The organism is Haloarcula sp. CBA1115 (assembly GCF_000827835.1).
GTDB lineage: Archaea > Halobacteriota > Halobacteria > Halobacteriales > Haloarculaceae > Haloarcula > Haloarcula hispanica.
This window is the reverse complement of record NZ_CP010529.1, coordinates 889,307-907,140: the sequence shown is the minus strand read 5'-3', so window position 1 is coordinate 907,140 and position 17,834 is coordinate 889,307. Positions and strand designations below refer to the sequence as shown.

General features: G+C 66.8%; 17 protein-coding genes and 1 pseudogene. 3 read left to right on the top strand and 15 right to left on the bottom strand.

Annotated elements, in window-relative coordinates:
* Positions 1–22: 22 nt before the first annotated feature.
* From SG26_RS04400 to SG26_RS21880, 12 genes and pseudogenes are all read right to left on the bottom strand, one after another.
* Positions 23–1,207, bottom strand: coding sequence for a bifunctional oligoribonuclease/PAP phosphatase NrnA (locus SG26_RS04400; RefSeq protein ID WP_014041067.1), 1,185 nt, complete (start codon positions 1,205–1,207; stop codon positions 23–25).
* 49 nt (positions 1,208–1,256) lie between these two features.
* Entirely contained in the window at positions 1,257–2,147 is an 891-nt protein-coding gene (locus tag SG26_RS04395; RefSeq protein WP_050036943.1) for an SDR family oxidoreductase, read from the bottom strand.
* The gene (locus tag SG26_RS04390; RefSeq protein ID WP_050036942.1) at positions 2,144–2,572 is read right to left on the bottom strand and encodes a DUF5791 family protein; all 429 of its coding nucleotides are present in this window, start codon (positions 2,570–2,572) and stop codon (positions 2,144–2,146) included. Before SG26_RS04390 ends, SG26_RS04395 begins: the two co-directional genes overlap by 4 nt.
* Positions 2,573–2,622: 50 nt before the next feature.
* Positions 2,623–5,625, bottom strand: a complete 3,003-nt coding sequence (locus tag SG26_RS04385; RefSeq protein ID WP_050036941.1) for a hypothetical protein — start codon at positions 5,623–5,625, stop codon at positions 2,623–2,625.
* Entirely contained in the window at positions 5,613–6,473 is an 861-nt protein-coding gene (locus SG26_RS04380) for a hypothetical protein (RefSeq protein ID WP_050036940.1), read from the bottom strand. Before SG26_RS04380 ends, SG26_RS04385 begins: the two co-directional genes overlap by 13 nt.
* A gap of 8 nt (positions 6,474–6,481) precedes the next feature.
* Positions 6,482–6,877 (bottom strand): hypothetical protein, encoded by a 396-nt coding sequence (locus tag SG26_RS04375; RefSeq protein ID WP_014041062.1) that lies wholly within the window; start codon positions 6,875–6,877, stop codon positions 6,482–6,484.
* A gap of 30 nt (positions 6,878–6,907) precedes the next feature.
* On the bottom strand, positions 6,908–7,318 hold the full coding sequence (locus SG26_RS04370) for a hypothetical protein (RefSeq protein WP_255355540.1): 411 nt from the start codon (positions 7,316–7,318) through the stop codon (positions 6,908–6,910).
* 34 nt (positions 7,319–7,352) lie between these two features.
* Positions 7,353–9,098: a type II secretion system F family protein gene (locus SG26_RS04365; protein WP_050036939.1), complete on the bottom strand. Its 1,746-nt coding sequence runs from the start codon at positions 9,096–9,098 to the stop codon at positions 7,353–7,355.
* Positions 9,095–10,953 (bottom strand): annotated as a pseudogene (locus tag SG26_RS22195) (ATPase, T2SS/T4P/T4SS family). Before SG26_RS22195 ends, SG26_RS04365 begins: the two are co-directional and overlap by 4 nt.
* Positions 10,946–11,419, bottom strand: a complete 474-nt coding sequence (locus SG26_RS04355; protein ID WP_050036938.1) for a hypothetical protein — start codon at positions 11,417–11,419, stop codon at positions 10,946–10,948. Before SG26_RS04355 ends, SG26_RS22195 begins: the two are co-directional and overlap by 8 nt.
* On the bottom strand, positions 11,416–11,928 hold the full coding sequence (locus SG26_RS04350) for a hypothetical protein (protein ID WP_050036937.1): 513 nt from the start codon (positions 11,926–11,928) through the stop codon (positions 11,416–11,418). The genes SG26_RS04355 and SG26_RS04350 overlap by 4 nt, the downstream gene beginning before the upstream one ends.
* A 92-nt stretch (positions 11,929–12,020) precedes the next feature.
* Positions 12,021–12,143: a hypothetical protein gene (locus SG26_RS21880; protein ID WP_023843382.1), complete on the bottom strand. Its 123-nt coding sequence runs from the start codon at positions 12,141–12,143 to the stop codon at positions 12,021–12,023.
* Between the two features lie 190 nt (positions 12,144–12,333).
* Between SG26_RS21880 and SG26_RS04345 the strand changes: the two genes are divergently transcribed.
* From SG26_RS04345 to rad50, 3 genes are all read left to right on the top strand, one after another.
* On the top strand, positions 12,334–12,702 hold the full coding sequence (locus SG26_RS04345) for a hypothetical protein (RefSeq protein WP_050036936.1): 369 nt from the start codon (positions 12,334–12,336) through the stop codon (positions 12,700–12,702).
* 69 nt (positions 12,703–12,771) lie between these two features.
* On the top strand, positions 12,772–14,028 hold the full coding sequence (mre11, locus tag SG26_RS04340) for a DNA double-strand break repair protein Mre11 (protein WP_050036935.1): 1,257 nt from the start codon (positions 12,772–12,774) through the stop codon (positions 14,026–14,028).
* A gap of 13 nt (positions 14,029–14,041) precedes the next feature.
* Positions 14,042–16,717: a DNA double-strand break repair ATPase Rad50 gene (gene rad50 / locus SG26_RS04335; RefSeq protein ID WP_050036934.1), complete on the top strand. Its 2,676-nt coding sequence runs from the start codon at positions 14,042–14,044 to the stop codon at positions 16,715–16,717.
* Positions 16,718–16,742: 25 nt separating this feature from the next.
* Here the strand turns inward: rad50 and SG26_RS04330 are convergent, their stop codons facing one another.
* Genes SG26_RS04330 through SG26_RS04320 form a run of 3 tightly spaced genes read right to left on the bottom strand, consistent with a single transcriptional unit; the run spans position 16,743 to position 17,831 of the window.
* Positions 16,743–17,165, bottom strand: coding sequence for a hypothetical protein (locus SG26_RS04330; RefSeq protein WP_050036933.1), 423 nt, complete (start codon positions 17,163–17,165; stop codon positions 16,743–16,745).
* Between the two features lie 27 nt (positions 17,166–17,192).
* Positions 17,193–17,597: a hypothetical protein gene (locus tag SG26_RS04325; RefSeq protein WP_044951976.1), complete on the bottom strand. Its 405-nt coding sequence runs from the start codon at positions 17,595–17,597 to the stop codon at positions 17,193–17,195.
* Between the two features lie 42 nt (positions 17,598–17,639).
* Positions 17,640–17,831: a hypothetical protein gene (locus SG26_RS04320; RefSeq protein WP_004517169.1), complete on the bottom strand. Its 192-nt coding sequence runs from the start codon at positions 17,829–17,831 to the stop codon at positions 17,640–17,642.
* Positions 17,832–17,834 lie beyond the last annotated feature (3 nt).

Sequence of the window (17,834 nt, the reverse complement as noted above, 5' to 3'; positions counted from 1 at the left end):
GCGACAGCGCAGGAGTCGCCTGTCACAGTTCGCCGCTCATCGCATCGAACACCCGCTCGCGGAAATCTTCCCGGGAAACGCCGTTACTGGGGCCGAGGCCGGCCATGTGCTCGACCGGGACCTTGCCGCCGCCCATCCGAGCGTGGCCGCCGCCCTCGGCCATCGGGATATCGTCGACGACGGCCTCTATCGCCCGGCCGATGTGGACCCGGTCGTCCCGCGAGCGCCCGGCGATGCGCATGGTCCCTTTCTTCTCGCCGACAACGACGACCGCTGAGACGCCCTCTAACGTCTCCAGTTCGTCCGCCGCCTGCGGAATCGCGTCCGTGTTCGACACCTCGCCCACATCACTGAACGCGTAGGGCGCTCGCACCTCTCGTTTCCCGATGGCTCGGGATTTCACGTCGAGGACTTCGGCGTCGACCTGCGGGTTCGCGATGCGGTTGAGCAGGTCGCTGTCCATCCCATCGTAGAGGTACGCGGCAGCCGCGAAGTCCTCGGACTTACACCCGTTGGTCAGCGACCGGGTGTCCGACTGGATACCGTACATCAGCCCCGTCGCCAGCGCACAGGGGATGGTCTCTGCCGGTGACGCGTCGATATCGATACCCCCGTTCCCCTGTGTGTCGCTGAACTCGAACTCCAACTGATTGAAGTAGCTCGCGAAGATGGTCGCACAGGCCCCGTAATCGGACCGGATGTCCGTGAACTCGTCCCCGCTGCCGTTTCCGGGATGGTGGTCGATGACGGCGACCGGTTCTATCTCTTCGGCACCGGGGAAGCCGCGTGCCGTGTTGTGGTCGACGAGGACGACCGCCTCGCCGTCGATGTCGTCGACAGTCTCGATGTGGTCGAAATCTAGATCCAGCACCGTCTGGAAGGCCCGGTTCTCCGGGCGGCGTATTTCCCCGGGGTACAGCAACGACGCTGACGTATCAGTGCCGGCGACGAGTTGGTTGACGGCCAGGGCAGAGGCCATCGCGTCCGGGTCCGGGTTCGGGTGCATCAACACCGCGATCCGGTCGTAGCCGGTCAGCGTCCGACGCAGTCGCTCGCCGGGCGTTCGGCTGAGATACCGACGCAACCAGATGCCGGCACCGAGGAGGGCGAGAAGGACCACAGCGACACCAGCGACCAGCAGGGGATTCTCGCTAGCGAACGCCGCGGCGGCGTCGATCTGGAGTCCGCCGGCGGCAACGCGTGTCATACCACGCTGTTCGCCAGCCTATCAGTAATAAAGTTCGCCCCCGATACAGCTAATTTTGCCGGTATTCCCGGACGGCGTCGCGGTACCCCTCCCGGAACGTCGGGTACTCGAATTCGTAGCCCAGTTCCCGAAGCCGGTCGTTCGAGCATCGCTTGCTCGTCTGGATACGGCGTTTTGCCGTCTCTGAGAGGCTGTCGTCGGCCAGTCGTTCCGCCGTCGTCTGTTTCGGCGGGAACGGGACGTCACACTGTTCGGCCAGCCAGTCGGCGAACGCCCACTTCTCGACGGGTTCGTCGTCGACGACAAGCACGACCTCCTCCCGGTGGTTCTCCGTCAGCAGGTGCCTCACGGCACCGGCCGCGTCGACCCGATGGACCATGTTAAGGTAGCCGGCCGTCACAGGCCCCTCCAGATACCGCTCCAGTCGGTAGCGGTCCGGGCCGTACAGGCCGGCAAAGCGCGCGACCGAGCCGTGGCCGCCGTGTTCCACGGGGCGCTCACGGGCTACGCGCTCTGCTTCGGCCAGTACCTCGGTCTTCTCGGTCTGTGGGTCCAGCCCCGTCTCTTCGTCGACCCACGCGCCGTCGTGGTCGCCGTAGACGCCGGTGCTGGAGGTGTACACCAGTCGCTCGGGCGGGTCCGCCCGCGACCAGAAGTGGTCGATAGCCGTCCGGAGTCCCTCAACGTACACTTCGCGGGCGGCCTCAGCTCCCCTGCCGCCGGAACTCGCGGCGAAGACGAGCCAGTCGGCGTCCGGCACCGCCGACAGCGACTCGGGGTCGGTCACGTCGGCGCGGACCGCTTCGAAGCCGGCGTCCTCTATAGCTGCGATGCCGTCGTCGGACCGGCGAACGCCCACGACCTCGTGGCTGCTCCGCAACTGCCGTCCGAGTTCCAAGCCGACGTAGCCACAGCCTAGAATGGCGACGCGTTCCGTCACCGCTTCTCCCCCTCGATGTAGCTGTGCAGGAGGGCGTACTCGGCCAGTGTCACCGGGTATCTACCCTCGATTTTCTGCTGGATCTCCTTCGGCTCCAGTTCGTCGTCGATGCCGGAGGCCAGCGATTCCACGTCCATTACGGCTGTCGTCATCCCCATCAGGAGGATGTCTTGCGCCTCGGCCTGCAGCGCGTCGGCGTCCGGCCGGTTCGGGTGGGTCGCCAGGACCGAGACCGCCTCATCGAGCGTTCGGTCGCCGATATCGCTGTCGGCGAACGCTGTCACTGTCGCTTGATCGAGATCGGTCTCGGCGACGATTTCCTCGATGCCGACTGTCTCGACTGTCTCGGCCAGCACAGTGCTGTAGGCCGCCAGTAACTCCTCGTGGGACTGCTCGCCCGCGTCCGGAAACTCGCCTCGAAGCATGGGTGTCGGTATGGCCCCGGGGTATTTCACTTCCGTTATGCGGCCCGGGGTCAGGTACCTGCGTGCGGCCACCCGCTCGATTCCTCCACGGCGGTCCCGCCCTTGTCACCGACCCCGCGCGGTTTGGGCGGTACCACGACGACAACGCCCGTATCGGCGCTGAACGAGACGCGGTCGGCGGTACCCAATCGCTCTGTCGATCCGTCGTCGTCCACGTCGAGCGTGACGTTGTGCCCGTCACGCGCATAGGTGGTCCGTGCGCCTGGCTCCCTCGGCGGGCCGTGACTCGCAGAGACGGCGAACCTGGCGTACTCGCCCTTGACGGTAACCCACCAGATGTTCGCCGTCGCGTACCAGGGGGTGACCGGCGGTGCCAGCGGGAGGCCAGCCGGCAGTTTGTCCGTTCCGAGACGCTTCTTCGCGAACTGCTGGACCTTCTGTTCCCCTGCGTTCGCCAGCGCTTTGCTCAGTTCGTCTTTCGCAACGGACCGTACCGCCGAGGCCGTCCCGTTTGTCGACTCCAGCGTCGGTCTGGTCGCTGGCGTGTCGACTGAGAGCAGCGTCAGGCGGAGACGGTCGCGTTCGACCCGCGTGAGGTTCAGCCGGGCACCGGCGACGTGGGCGACCCGTTCCTGCGCGGAGCCGTTGGTCAGCGCCAGCGCTCGGGCCGCCGGTGTGTCCCATGGCGACAGCGCTTCAGTGACAATGGCCTTGCTCTCGCCCTGTTCAGCTTCAGTGTGCTGGGAGACTGCCAGCCAGAGCGTCGTCGTCAGCTCCTCGTTGGCCGCTTCCACCTCCCGCTGGAGCGCATCACGTTCCGAAGCGAGCGTGGCGCTCGACTCGTCTTCGAGGGTTTCGTTCGCGGCTGCGAGTGCGTTCGCTGCCGTTGCAAGGCGCACCCTATCGCCACCCTCGAACGCACCGCCAACGACGGCGTCGGCGGCGTCGCCGTAGGGGACCGTGAACACGTTCGCGTTCCGCGCCACCAGCGGATGCTCGCTTCCGTCCAGCGCGCGATACCGACTCTCGTTCAGTTCGGCCAGCGTCAGATACGGCGTTTGCGTATCGACCCGCGTCCTGACGGGACCGGCCGGACCGACCGGGACCGGGCGTGACCGGGGGACGCGCGTCTCACGGGCCGTCAATCCTTTCCGGAGGGCACGCAGCGACCCCTCGGTGCGTTCCGTTAGCTGTGCGTCGACTCGCTTCCGGTTACTGTCCCGAACCGAGGCCTGCCTATCTAGCTCCGTCAACACTGCATTCAGATAGGTCAGCCGGGCCGCGGCGCGGGCCTTCTGGGCCGTACTGTCGTAGGTGTCCGGCACGGCCGCGAGGTCGGCACGGCGCTGTGCGACCCGCTCCCGAAGTTCCCGCGGGGGATTCGTCTCGAAGGTCCCGACGCGTCCGCGCTCGACGGTGACGGTCGTGTTGCGGATTGGCTCCCGTAGAGCCATCAGGTCCCGATACACCCACTCGTGCAGTTCCGGTGGTCGGTCGGCCGTCACCGTCGCTTCCGTCCGGCCCAGGCTGTCGTCGACGACTCGCTCGGCGGTCTCGTCTCTCCCCCCGGCGTGGCCGACGAGCCTGTCCATCGCTTTCGGCTCCACATCGGCGAGGTTCGACCCGTTCAACGGGCTTGCGCTGGCGTCGTGTGCGGTCCGAATCGAGCGGTTCGGTGCCACTGAGCGGCCGTGATGGCGGCCGACGACGGCGACGGTCACGCGATAGCGCGCGGTGCTCGACACAGTCGTGCGCCGACGCACTGACCCGTTCTGCCAAACGGCGGTCCGCGTGTACTGTCGCTCGACGGTCCGGCTGAACGTCTCCAATCTGTGCCAGCCGTCCGGCGTCGCAACACCCCCGCTGGCGTTCCCGACCGCCTCAACGGATGTAGTCGTCCGGTCGGCGACTAGTGTCCACTCGCTGCCCGGCGAGGCCGGCTTCCCCGGCGGCCCCCCGCCCAGTCGGTGCTCGTCGACTTCCAGCGCTACCTCGACGGTGTACGCGTCTTCGAGCGTTTCGTTGAGCGCCGACGGCTCGGTGACGGACCGGAACGCGGTGTCGGCCGTCTCGTTGACGCCGATGGTCATCGAATCCCCCGGGCTCGGACTGGCCGTGGACTTCGGGCGCGGCGGCGTCTCGCTGACCGGTTTGTAGTCGGCCTGATCGAGCACGTCGCTGGAGACAGCGGAACCCCTGCTCCCCCGAACGACGTCTTCGATTCCCGTCATCGCTGTCGCCTCTGTCAGAGCACGACGACCGGCGGGGTCACTCCGCCCGAAGGTCGACCGCTGGACGCCGAGCAGTGCGCCGTTCGTCGCCAGCGAGATGTGCCGGTTCGCGACGACGTTCTCGATGCCTGCGCCGCCGTACTGGGCGTAGCCTCTCGCCCACGCCATCGGGTACAGCCGCGCTGTCATCCGCTGGCTCAGGCCCGGCTTGTCCAGACCGTTGTTCAGCCGCGTCTGGTAGGTCGATACCTGCTCATGGAGCATGAGCGCCTGGTTCGGGACGACGACGGTCGGCGAAACCCGCCGCGTCGAGACCACTGCGCCGTTGCGCCGAACCGTCAGGACGACATTCTCGACCGTCGCCCGCATCGCGGTCTCGTTTGGCCCGGCGCGTTCGACCGAGACGCGACGTTTCGCAGCCCGGAGGTTGCTGGCGTTAGAAACCGTCGGCAAACTGGCGGTCACGGTCACGTCACCGCTTCGGCCGGTGACGCTCCCCAGTCGGTCCGCAACCCGGAGATAGGCGCGTATTCTGAGCGAGTCCCGGAACGCCGTCGAGTCGTTCAGCACCCGGCCAGTGGGCGTATCGGCCGGCGTGACGACCGGGTTCGCGGCCGCCTGCCGGCCAGCCGTCGAGACGCCGTCCCGCACGGCGACCTGCGTCTCCGCTGTGGCCTGATTCAGCGCCCGCTCGACGGCTGTTTCGCTCGGGGCCGGCTCGGTGACGAACGTCGGGGCCAGCGTGAGGCTGCTCACCAGGAGGAGGACGCCGAGCAACGCGAACGGGATCCGGCCGCGGGTGTCGTCTCTCACGGGGACCACGTCCTGACAGTTACGCGGACACGGCTCACTCGAACGGCGCGGGCGGCGTCCGCTGGCGCGTCGTACCGCGACCGCATATCGGTCTGAAGCCGGGCGGCGAGCGCCGCGGTCAGGTCGCGGTTCATTTCTGTCGTCGATTGCTTCTCAACGGCAACGCTCGCCCCCGTCAGGTCGGCCATACGCTCGTACCGCGCGGCCAGCAGCACGTCCGAGGGGTAGTCGCCACGGAGAGCGTACCGCGACTGTGTCGGCGGGAACAGCCCGTCGACGACGCTCCGAGCCACGACCGTCGCCACGCCATCGTAGCCGTTTGTCTTCGCCGCTTCGCGGGCCGGCTCCGAGACGTTCTCCATCCCGCTCGGGACTGTTACCGTCGCCGCTCGAACGTCCACGCTGTCAGGGGGCCGGTCGCCGACACGGTACTCGCCGCTGACTGGCGCACCGGGATACGGTGCCCAGGTGACACGGACGGACGTTCGATGCCCGCGGCTGTGGAGTCTGTCACGCGTTGCCGCAGCGACTCGTGACTCGAAGTCCGTGCCGGCGCTCGATACCCGTTCGCCGTCCACGGTGACACCGCTCATCGCCGCCTCACCGAGCAGTTCCGCGACGGTCCCGTGACTCGTCCGCTGCCGTCGCGTGGCGTGGTCGGGTGGCCTGTGGCGGTCGGACGGTGGGACGAGCAAATCGTACTCGACGCTCGCGGTGCTCGTCGCCAGCGCCGACGCTTGCTCGGCCGCAGGGTTTGGGGTTGCTACCGGCTTTTCCACCCCGACACCGCTCACGAGAGTCCCTGCGGCCGCACCGACGAGCAGAAGAAACACCGTCACGTCGGCGACGGCGCTCATGGCTCGGGTCATCGCCACACCCGAACGGTGAGCGTTCCCCGGCGGACTGCCCCCGGCCCGACCTGCACGCTCACTGTTCTGGTTTCGGTGTCGGCGCTGCTCGGTGGCTTCTGGCCACTGCTCCATCGCCCGCCAGCCGTCGCCGTGATGGTCGCGTTCCCGTGGTAATTCGCCGGCACTGCATCGAGCGCGGTGTCGAGCGCGCCGGGCTGAACGATGCCGGCCGACGAGAGCCGCTGTTCCACAGCATCGGCGGTCGGGGTGGCGATATTGCGGTCGTCGTCGAGCGTTCCGAATGCTTCGTCTACTACGCCGGCGTACAGCGCCACGCCGAGCGTGACGGCGAAGACGGCGACGAGTGCGGCCAGCGGCTCCGTCGTCGCTCTATCCGACGATGGTGACATCGGTCCCTCCCCAGGCGACGTGCCTGACCGTCAGTCGGTCGGGGCCGGTCGCCACCCGTCGTCACCGGCCCGAGTTTGGCGGGTGTCCCGACGGAAGGCGTCGGGCGAGTCGTACACCGCCTTCGGTCGCTCACCGTTCAACACAGCCTGTAGCCGGTCGGTCCGCGCCGGGACAGCCGCTCGGATCAGTCGTGCGGTGGCTGTCCCGCCGTCGTTGCGAAGGCGGAGGTCACGCCCGTTAAACCGCCACTCCGTAGCGACGACTCGTCGGTGTGCGACGGACCCGGGCGGGCTGGTGGTGACCTCATCGATAGTTGCGGCTGTCGCCGTCGCGTCCGGCGGTGCGGTCGTCGGCAGGCCGACGACGACGCCAAGAACGGCCACGCTCACCGTTCCCAGACCGACCCAGAGGTACAGCGTATCGACGTACGTCTCGAACATAGAACGGCCTGGCCGCGGCCTCCGATTTAAACACTCAGACCAGCAGCCCGGTAGCGACCACGGCGACGAGGAAGGTGGCCGTGGCCGACAGGAGCGCCAGACCGGTTCGGTAGCCGACGAGCGCCCGGTCGAGGCCCCGGTGCAGGCCCGTCGACAGCGCCGTCAACAGGACAGCTAGGACGAGAACGTACCAGCCGACGACCGGGCCCAGCAGCGCGCTCGAAATAGTGCTGAACTGCTCGCCGCCGCCCATCGACCCGGCCAGCGCAACCGTCGCGCCGCCGATCAGCGGACCGAACAGCGCGGCCGTGTTCGACAGCGTTTCGGTTATTTGCGAGAGGTCACGACGCGTCTCACGCTCGATGGTGCGGAGCGCATCCAGATGCTCACCCATCGTCGCCACGGACGGTCCCGCTGGTGGCCCGATTGTTGCGGCTGTATCCAGCAGTGTCGCCACCCGACGGGCCCGATGGCTCGGAACATCAGCGAGCGCGCCGCCGGGACCCAGAAACGCCCCCTCGACACTGGTGCCGAGACGCTCCTGACGCGCGACGGCGGCTTCGATGACGGCGCTGGTCGGTTCGGGAGTCTCGTCGACAGCCTCGACGAGCGCGGCTTCGACTGACTGGCCGCGGCCCAGCCGTCGACCGACGGCAGACAGCGCGTCGGGGAGGCCCGCTTCGATGTCGGTGACACGGGCCCGGACCTCGGCGACGGGTCGGTAGTAGCTGACGAGCGCGCTCCCGACGCCGGCCCCGAGTGCCCCGATAGGAGACGCCCACGCAGCGACGAGCGCGCCGGCAAGGAGCCACCCCCCGATTCCGGCGACGATGCCGACCACAACTGACGGGAGTGCCGATGCCGGCACGTCCGGGTGGCTTCGCGGGATTGTCGCCGGCGGGAACGCGACCGGTCGCCGGCCCAGGAGCCAGCAACAGGCGACCAACAGTGCGCCGGGCAAGACCACGACGTAGGTCCCGACCAGCACAGGGGCGGTCACTGGCACACCCGCGGCAGCGGCGGCGGGCAACAGCGACGCCATCGCCAGCGGTAGGAGCACACCGAACGCGTACAGGCCGGTCGCTGGGCCGCGGAGCGAGGCCGCGAAGGCCGCCATCTCGTCGCGCGTCCCGTCGAGGATGCATCGCCGCGCGCGTTCGAGGACCTCGGGCCGTTCCTCGGCTGGGGCCGCCGTCGCGTTCTCGACCAGTCCGACTGCGCGTTCGAGCGCCGGGAACCGGTCGCTCCAGGCCGCCGCGAACGTTCCCAGACCGCTCCGTGGCGTGCCCGCGGCTCGCTGTCGATGGTGTTGCAGCCGTGTGGCGAGCAGGCCGTTTCCGGCCCGTCCGGCGAACGCCGCCGCCCGCTCAGCACTGGGCCACAGCGTTGCGCCGAGCACCAGTGTCGTGACGAGCGACGGCGCGGTCCCCAGCGCTCGAATCCGCTTTGCTTCGGCGGCGAACGGCACGCCGTACCGTCCCAGCGCCGCGACGCTCAGGGACAGAGCGAGGAGTCCGAGGCTGACAGTCGTCGCCAGCAGTCCGGTCACCGTCACAGCGGCGAGCAGTGCGAGCAGGGAGCCACACACCGCAACGGCGTAGCTCGCCGTCAGCAGTGCTTCAGGCGGGGCCGAAACCGAGAGCAGCCGACACGCTCGCCGGTAGTCGTCTGGTACCTCGATAGTGTCAGGATAGGTCGCACCGACCGCGGTTGTGAGTGGTGCGGCTGGTGCCGTGCTCGCGCTGTCGCCGGAGTCGTCTGAACCGCTGGCGTGTCTCACGGCTGGGCCTCGTCTGTGGGCGGTTCGTTCCCGCGTGTCTCGACAGCCACTGACTCCTCGAATCGTTCGGTTCGCGCCTCGATAGTGTCGCGTACCTCAGCATAGGACTCGCCGGGTGCGGCGAGCGACTCCACCAGACGGCTGCTACCCCGCTCTAAGCGACCGGTGGCTGTCGCTGTCGGCCCATTGCGCTCATAGAGCATCTCGAAAGAAACGTCGTCGCCGTGGGAGACGATTTCCGCGACAGATGCGATGCCGCGGCCGTGCTCCGACGCGGGCGGAGCCAGCGTCACCACGAGGTCCGTCGCAGCGAACGACTGCACCGGGACGCCGAGGTCCGACACCAGCCGTTCCCGAACCGCTTCGGGGCCGTTGCCGTGAATCGTCCCGAGGACGGCCCCGTCGCCGCCACCGACACGCATCGCCTCGTAGAGAACGCTGGCCTCCTCGCCGCGGACCTCCCCAACGGCGAGCGCGCCCTCGCCGAGCCGGAGCGCGGTCCGCAGGGCTTCCGTGGCGTCGACCGACGGCCCCTCTCCGCTGGCGGTCCGAAGCGCCTGTACGTCCCGGCCGTCGGACTGCAGTGACGACGCCGGCAGTTCGGGCGTGTCCTCGATGAGTAGCGTCCGGACCTCGTGGGGGAGTTCCCAGAGCAACGCCCCGAGTGTCGTCGTCTTGCCCGCACCGCGGGGCCGGCGACGAGGCAGGCCCCGCCGCGCTCCGCGGCGACGGAGAGCAGCCCGGCGACGGCTGTCGGCATCGTCCCGTTGTCGACGAAGTCGGCCAGTCGCCACACGTCGCTGTCGTGGGCGCGAAAGGCGAAGGCGAGGCCGTCGCTGACCGGTTCGCTCACGCCAGCGACGCGAATCTGTCGGTCAGCCACCGTCGCCGTTGCATCGAGCGTCGGGCTCGCTCGCGAGAACGCCCGGCCGCTCGACCGTCTGAACGTCGACGCCAGCGTGTTCGCGCCCGCCGGCGTCAGGCGGACATTCGTTCGCATCGTCTCGCCGTCACAACGCACTCGGAGCCGGGTATCACTCACTGGGGCTGTCGCGAACACGTCGGACACCCGCTGATCGGCGAAGATATCTTCCAGAATCCCGAGCCCGCCCGTGTGTTTCTCCAGCACGGCACCGACAGCGGTTGCCGTCGTACTGTCGCCGGCCACCGCGGTAGCTGCGTCGTACGGGTGACAGCCGCCGTCGGCGGCAGCGGTGGCGACTCGCTCGTACGCTTCGACGAGCGTCTCCATCGTGTCCGCGTCGAACCGCTGTTCGCGGGGCTCGATATGATACATCGGCAGGTGGTCGCTGCGCGTGTCGTATCGCCGAACGACGGCCTCTGTCGGGAGCGTCTGCTGGTCCCGAAGCGCTGCGTCCACTGGTGGCGCTGCCCCGACGCGGGCGTCGCTAATCGTTGGCCCAGTGTATGCAGTGAGCGCCTGCTCGCTGGTGTCGAAGCCTTCGGTGGCGACCGCCAGTCCAGTCTCCGCAGCCAGGTCAGCGACCGGTCCCGACCGACCGATTGCCTCCGACGCAGCAGCGACAGGGTCGCGGCGGGCGCGGTTTGCGAGGCGGTCGTCCAGCGAGGCAACTCTGGTTGCAAACCGGCCAGCCGCGATGAGCACCGCCGCCGCCCGGTCGCTGTACATCCGCTCCTGTCCGGCTTGCTCCGTAACGACGGTATCGACACTAGCCGAAAAGAGCGAACCGATGACTGTCGCCCGGCAGTCAGCCGACGCGGCGAGGTCACCACCGCCCGGACACTGGTCCGCCGTCACTACCAGCCGCTCACCCTCGATTGCCGTTTCACAGCGGCAGTCCGACGCCGATGACCCGAAGAGCCACTCACGCATGGCTCCCCCTCGCCGCGGCTTCGGACTTAAACCGATGGACCCGCAGCACCCGCTGGCCGTCCGACCGCGTCAAGACGAACACGAGTCGATGTGTACCGGGTTCGTCGAGCCGGTCGGTCGACGCCGTCGTTCGGATCGGGATGCCGACCAGCCGCTCGGTCCGCTTCCGGGACTCGACGGTCCAGGTCGCGACGCTGACACCGGCCCGCTCCGCGAACTGCAGGTGACTGACGCCGGCATTCGTGTAGGTCCGCGGGGGGAGTCGTATCTCCACCGCGCGCCGCGCGTCGCCGTTTACCGTCGCGTCGTCAGTCTCAACTAAAGTGGTCAATTCGGCCCCCAGTTCGTCCAGTTGACGCTCCATGGAACCACTGGCCGCGTCTGCTCGGGCCGTCGATAACGCCGGCGCTGTTACACCGACAAGTGCGGTCATGACTGCGACGGCGAGAACCAGCCGGTATATCACAGCAGCGCACGAATACGTCCGATAACGCCCGTATCAGTGGTCTCATCGTCGGGGTCACCGCCGTCGGTGATGGCGGAGAAATCGGTCGGTTTCCCGGTCGTGGCGTTCGCTTCTGTGTGCTCGCCGCTATCCGACAAGCCTGGATGGCCTTGTACCGCCTCCGCCCGTAACTGGTCGGTCCCCGCCGCTGATGGGTCAGATGCCGACGGCGATGCCAGTTCCTCGTCGAGTCGGACTTCCAGTCGGTCGGTCGCCGCCAGCGCCGCGTCGGCGCGTTGCTCGACATCTTCGTTGACCGCGCGGATGTTCCCCACGTAGCCGCGGAGGGCCTGCGTGGCGGCTTCGAGCTCCGCCGTCCGCTCGTCGATGTCGTCGATACGCTGCTCGACGGTGGCCACGCGGCTTTCCAACTCAGCGAGTTCCGTCACCTCCGGGAACTCAGTCGTTCCGTCCGTGACCGCGCGTTCGACCGTGCGGAGCCGTTCGGCCAGCGTCTCGATATCTGTCATGCCCGGCCCTGGTCGCGTGCTGGTATTTGAACGCTCGGACGGGGGGACTGCGGGAAGCGTACCGGCTGCTGCCAGCAAGTGCTCGTCCCGCCTCACCCGCCGAGGATGAACAGCGCGAGGACGACGGAAATGAGCAGGGTTGCCAGAATCAGTAGCGCGACGATTGTGACCGGGGAGAGCGCGTTGTCGTCGGAGCGGAGTGCGCGTAGAGACATTGTGGAGGCCATCCGACAGTGGATTTTCGTCCTGTACCACCGGGACTGGGCTGTTAATTCTATCGAACCAGTCACCTCGCCAAACTGTACGCTTTTTCAATCGGTTCGAGTTGAACGGGTTCTCGAACGCGCCATCAACTGACCCGGAGCCAGCAAACGTTTATTTCGGATGCCGTGGCCACGCCGTTCTATGGCCGATAGCGACCAGGTGAAAGCGGCACTCGCGGCACTAGCTGACGGGGAGGCCGACAACAGCGACGACGGAGGCGGGACGATGGGAATAGCCGACGGAGAGGGCGACTGTAGCGCAGGCCGGATTGGAACCCACGATACAGGCGGCAACGCCGACTATCGGACAGTCATTGAGCGAGCGACCCAGGCGACCGACGATTTAGACGAGGCGGTCGCCTTCGTCGAGACGTTCGGTGTCGGGCGACTCGAAGCGGCCGTCGCACAGGCCGAACACGAAGTGAGCGGGCTGGCCGACGAGGGTCGGGCGGCTCTGCGAGCGTTCCGGCGGTACCGGGACGCCGCGGCGGGGCCCAGCGATGGGTCGTAGCCACCGGGTCGACCACTCTCACTGCGGTCACGATACCCCTTTAGGTGGCGCTGGCTTACGGATGGGCAAATGACACGGGTGATACACACCGGCGATACCCACGTCGGGTATCAGCAGTACAACGTCCCCGACCGACGGGACGACTTCCTCGATGCGTTCCGGCAGGTGGTCCGAGACGCCATCGCGGACGACGCCGACGCCGTCGTCCACGCCGGTGACCTGTTCCACGACCGCCGTCCGGCGCTGGCTGATATCATGGGCACGCTGACCGTTCTCGAAGAACTCTCCGAAGCCGATGTTCCGTTTCTCGCCGTCGTGGGTAACCATGAAGCCAAACGGGACGCCCAGTGGCTCGATTTGTACGAGTCGCTGGGCTTGGCGACGCGGCTCGACGACGAGCCGACGGTCGTCGGCGACACCGCCTTCTACGGCCTCGATTTCGTCCCGCGCTCGCAGCGCGACGACCTCGACTACGACTTCGCCGCCCACGACGCCGACAGCGCCGCGCTGGTCACTCACGGCCTGTTCCAGCCCTTCGACTACGGCGACTGGGACGCCGAAGAAATCCTGGCCGAGTCGTCGGTGACCTTCGACGCGATGTTGCTCGGCGACAACCACGACCCCGGCAAACAGCAGGTCGAGGACGCCTGGGTCACCTACTGCGGGTCGACCGAGCGCGCGAGCGCGAGTGAACGAGAGGACCGCGGCTACAATATCGTCACCTTCGACGATGAGGTCCGTATCACTCGCCGCGGCCTCGACACCCGCGAGTTCGTCTTCGTCGACGTTGACCTCGGCCCCGAAGAGGGTGTCGAACGGGTCCGGAGCCGCGTCGGCCAGCACGACCTGGAGGACGCCGTCGTCATCGTCTCTATCAGCGGCGACGGCGACCCAGTGACCCCAGCCAGCGTCGAATCGTTCGCGCTTGACCGAGGGGCGCTCGTGGCTCGCGTTACTGACCACCGGGAAATCACGGCCGAGGAGCAAGAAACGGATATCAGCTTCGCCGACCCCGACGACGCCGTCACCGAGCGCGTCCGCGACCTCGGACTGAGTGAGGCCGCCCACGACATCGACGAGACCATTCGCGCCTCGAAGGTCGCCGATGCGAACGTCAAAGACGAGGTTGAACGGCACGTTCGTGAACTGCTCTCTAAGGGTTCAGATGCCCTCGCAGCCGACGCTGAGACGGCCGCGAGCGATGGAGCAGACGGCACAGATGCGGCCGCAAGCACGGACGAGGACGATACTGAAGACGGAGCGGCGGTGAACGAGGCCGACGGCACAGACGACGATGGCCAGGCGAGCGTCGAGGAGTTCCTGTAATGGAGGGTCGACAATGAAATTCGAACGCGTCAAACTATCCAACTTCAAGTGCTACGACGATGCTGACCTGCGACTGGACAACGGCGTGACCGTCATCCACGGGCTCAACGGGAGCGGGAAGTCCTCCCTGCTTGAGGCCTGTTTCTTCGCGCTGTACGGCTCGAAAGCGCTGGACGAAAACCTCGGTGACGTGGTCACCATCGGGGCCGACGACTGTACTGTCGAACTGTGGTTTTCCCACGCCGGCGGCGACTACCACCTCACGCGCCGGGTCCGCGCGACCGGAGCGCAGCCGACAACGGCGAAATGCGTTCTGGAGACGCCCGAAGGGAACTACGAAGGCGCGCGCGATGTGCGCCGACGCGTTACGGAACTCTTGCGGATGGACAGCGAGGCGTTCGTCAACTGCGCTTACGTCCGTCAGGGCGAGGTGAACAAACTCATCAACGCCTCCCCCGGCGACCGGCAGGATATGCTCGACGACCTCCTGCAACTGGGGAAACTGGAGGCGTACCGGGAGCGGGCCAGCGACGCCCGTGTCGGCGTCGGCCGCGTGCGCGATGACAAACAGGGGGCACTCTCACAACTCGACGAGCAGATTCAGGAGAAAGAGGAGAAAGAGCTCCACGAGCGCCTGAACAGTTTGGAAACGCAGGAATCCAATCTGCAGGACGAGATCGAGCACATCGAGGACCAGAAGGCCACCGCTGAGGAGACGCTCACCCAGGCCGAGTCCGTCCTCGAAGAGTACGAAGAGAAACGCGACGAACTGTCGACCCTCGAAGCCGATATCGAGAACCTCGAAGCTACCATCACCGAGACGGAGACGGAACGAACCGAGCTCAAAGAGCAGATCAGCGACCTGCAGGACCACCGGGAGTCGCTACGGGAGGAGCTCTCGGAAACGGTGGCCGAAACAGACCTCGACAGCGCAGAGCCGGACCCGGACACCGTCGACGCGCGACTCGACGAACTGCAGTCCCGCGACGACGAACTACAGAACCGAATCGAGGACCAGCGCGTGGACGCGAAGGAACACAGCAGCACCGCCGACGCGCTGGCCGAGAGCGCCACCGACCTCGAATCGCGGGCCGAGGACAAGCGCGAGGAGGCCGACGAGCTCGAATCCGATCTCGAAGCGGCGCGGGAGACCATCGCCGAGCGCCGCGAACAGATCAGCGACATCGATGACCAGACCGCTGACCTCGAAGCCGAGTTCGAGGATGGGCCGACCAGCCGCGAGGAGGCACAGTCGTACAAGGAATCCGTCGCCAGTGACCTCGAAGAGGCCCGGAAGCGGGTAACCGAACTGGAGACGAAGCTAAAGAACGAGCGGGAGTCACTCGAAGAAGCCAAGGCGCTGCTGGAGGCCGGCAAGTGCCCCGAATGCGGGCAGGACGTGGCCGAGTCGCCCCACGTCGACTCCATCGAGGACGACCGCGAGCGGATATCGGAGCTGGAGGCCACGCTTACCGACGCCCGCGAGGACGTCGAAGCCCTAGAGTCGAAACACGAGACGGCGAAAGCGCTGGTCGAGACTGCCGACGAGCTATCGACGCTCGAAAACAACCGCTCGAATATCGTCCAACTCGTCGAGGAGAAGGAGAACGGGCTGGACGCGGATCAGGAGCGCATCGAGACGCTCCGCAAGGAAGCAGCGGACCACGAGTCCGAGGCCGAGACGAAACGCGAGAAGGCGGCCGAGGCCCGCGAACAGGCCGAGGACTGCCGTTCGGTCGTCGCCGAATGCAACCAGGAGCGCCAGCAGGTCAAGCAGTCAATCGAGCATCTGGAGCGGGTCGAAGACCTCCTTGGGAACATCGACGACTGCGACGACGACATCGAGCGCCTGCGCGAGAAGCGCAGTCAGCAAGCCGAACTGAACGACCAGCGCCGCGAACAGCTCGCGGAGAAACGCGAGCGCAAGCAGGACCTGGCTGAGTCGTTCGACGAGGACCGTATCGAAGAAGCGAGAAGTGAGAAGCAGCGCGCGAAAAAGTACATCGAGCAGGCCGAGGAAGCACTGGCGGAGAAACGCGAAAAGCGCGACGAACTCCAGAACGCCATCGGCGGCGTCACAAACGAGATCGAGGAGCTGGAGTCGCTACGGGAGCGCCGCGAGGACCTCGAAGCGACCCTAGAGAAACTCGAAACGCTGTACGAGGAGACAGAGGAACTACAGGAAATGTACGGCACACTTCGGGCGGAACTGCGCCAGCGCAACGTCGAAACGCTCGAACGGATGCTCAATCAGACGTTCGATCTGGTGTATCAGAACGACTCGTACTCCCACATCGAACTCGACGGGCAGTACCAGCTGACGGTGTATCAAAAGGACGGCGAGCCGCTGGAGCCCGAACAGCTCTCCGGCGGCGAGCGGGCGCTGTTCAACCTCAGCCTGCGATGTGCCATCTACCGGTTGCTCGCGGAGGGTATCGAAGGCGCAGCGCCGATGCCGCCGCTCATCCTCGACGAGCCGACGGTGTTTCTGGACTCGGGCCACGTCACGCAACTGCTTGACCTCGTGGAGTACATGCGCGACGAGGTCGGCGTCGAGCAGATTCTGGTGGTCAGCCACGACGAAGAACTGGTCGGTGCGGCGGACGACCTCGTCCGCGTTGAGAAAGACGCCACGACCAACCGCTCACGGGTCGAGCAGGTCGAAGCAACGGTCGCGGAACTGGCCTGAACGCAGTCACGACGCTGAGCTGGCCTCAGTCGCGGAGATGAGCCAGTCCATCGCTGGCAGTCTCAGTTGTGTCGTAGCCTCGCTGGCCGTGGACCGTCGCCTCTGTAAGCAGGCCGGCGGCGCGGAACTCGGCCAGCAGGCCATGCAGGTCACTCTCACAGAGGTCGTAGGCCGAAAGCAGCTCTGCCACGGAGACCGGCCCACGCTCGTCGAGTTCCACGAGCAGGCCAAGTGCCTGGTCGTCGTGGGCCGCTGTGAGGACGCGACGAGCGGCGTCGGGAACCGCTGCGGCGGCCGTGGCCAGCGGTGACTCACCCTCGATGGGTTCGAGATCGGCGTTCGGGACGTGGCGCTGTTCGCCGGTTTCGGGGTCCCGGACCAGACTCGACTCGGTGGACTCCTTCAGCAGTAAGTAACGCGTGCCGTCGTTGTCCCGCACAGTACGCATATGGCCGTCCGTAGCTGATCGGGCCGGTTAGCCGTTGTGGTCGCCTGACTCCGCGCTGTCAGGCTGGGTATCCGTTGTCTCGGCTGTTTCGCCCTCGTCGTCGTCCGATTTGCGCTCCCGCTCGAACTTCACGTACCGAAACGTGCCGTAGCCGAAGGCGATGACGCCCACGAGGAAGATACGAATCCCGAGGTCGACCTGCCCCTCGAAGTAGGCCAGCATCGGCCCGAGCGAGAGGGCCAGCAGCGCGACGTTGAACACGATAACGAGCCTGACGAACAGGCCCGTGGCCTCGCCGTCGTAATCGCTGTCTGACGGCGAGGGTACGTCCGGGCCGAGGCTCTCCGGATCGAACTCAGCGGGTTCGTGCTCGCTCTTTTCGGAGAGAACCCCCGGGCTCTGGTTGGGGTCGTCCTCGCCGGGGATATCCATCACAGGCGCATTACGTCGTCCGGCAAATAAAAGGACTCTGTGTCAGGCGATCTCCTGTAAGGTGAGCGCCGTATCGGTCTGCAGCCACGCGAGAGGGTTCTCGGCGTCGTAAAACACTGTCCCCTCCTCGGTCTCGTAGGTCTCGGTCGTCTGGATGGCGTCCGGGAGCGCCGGCTCCGACCGCAGTTCTTCGGACCTATCCGCCTCGCCGTGGGGGGATGCGTGGTGCGACATTGG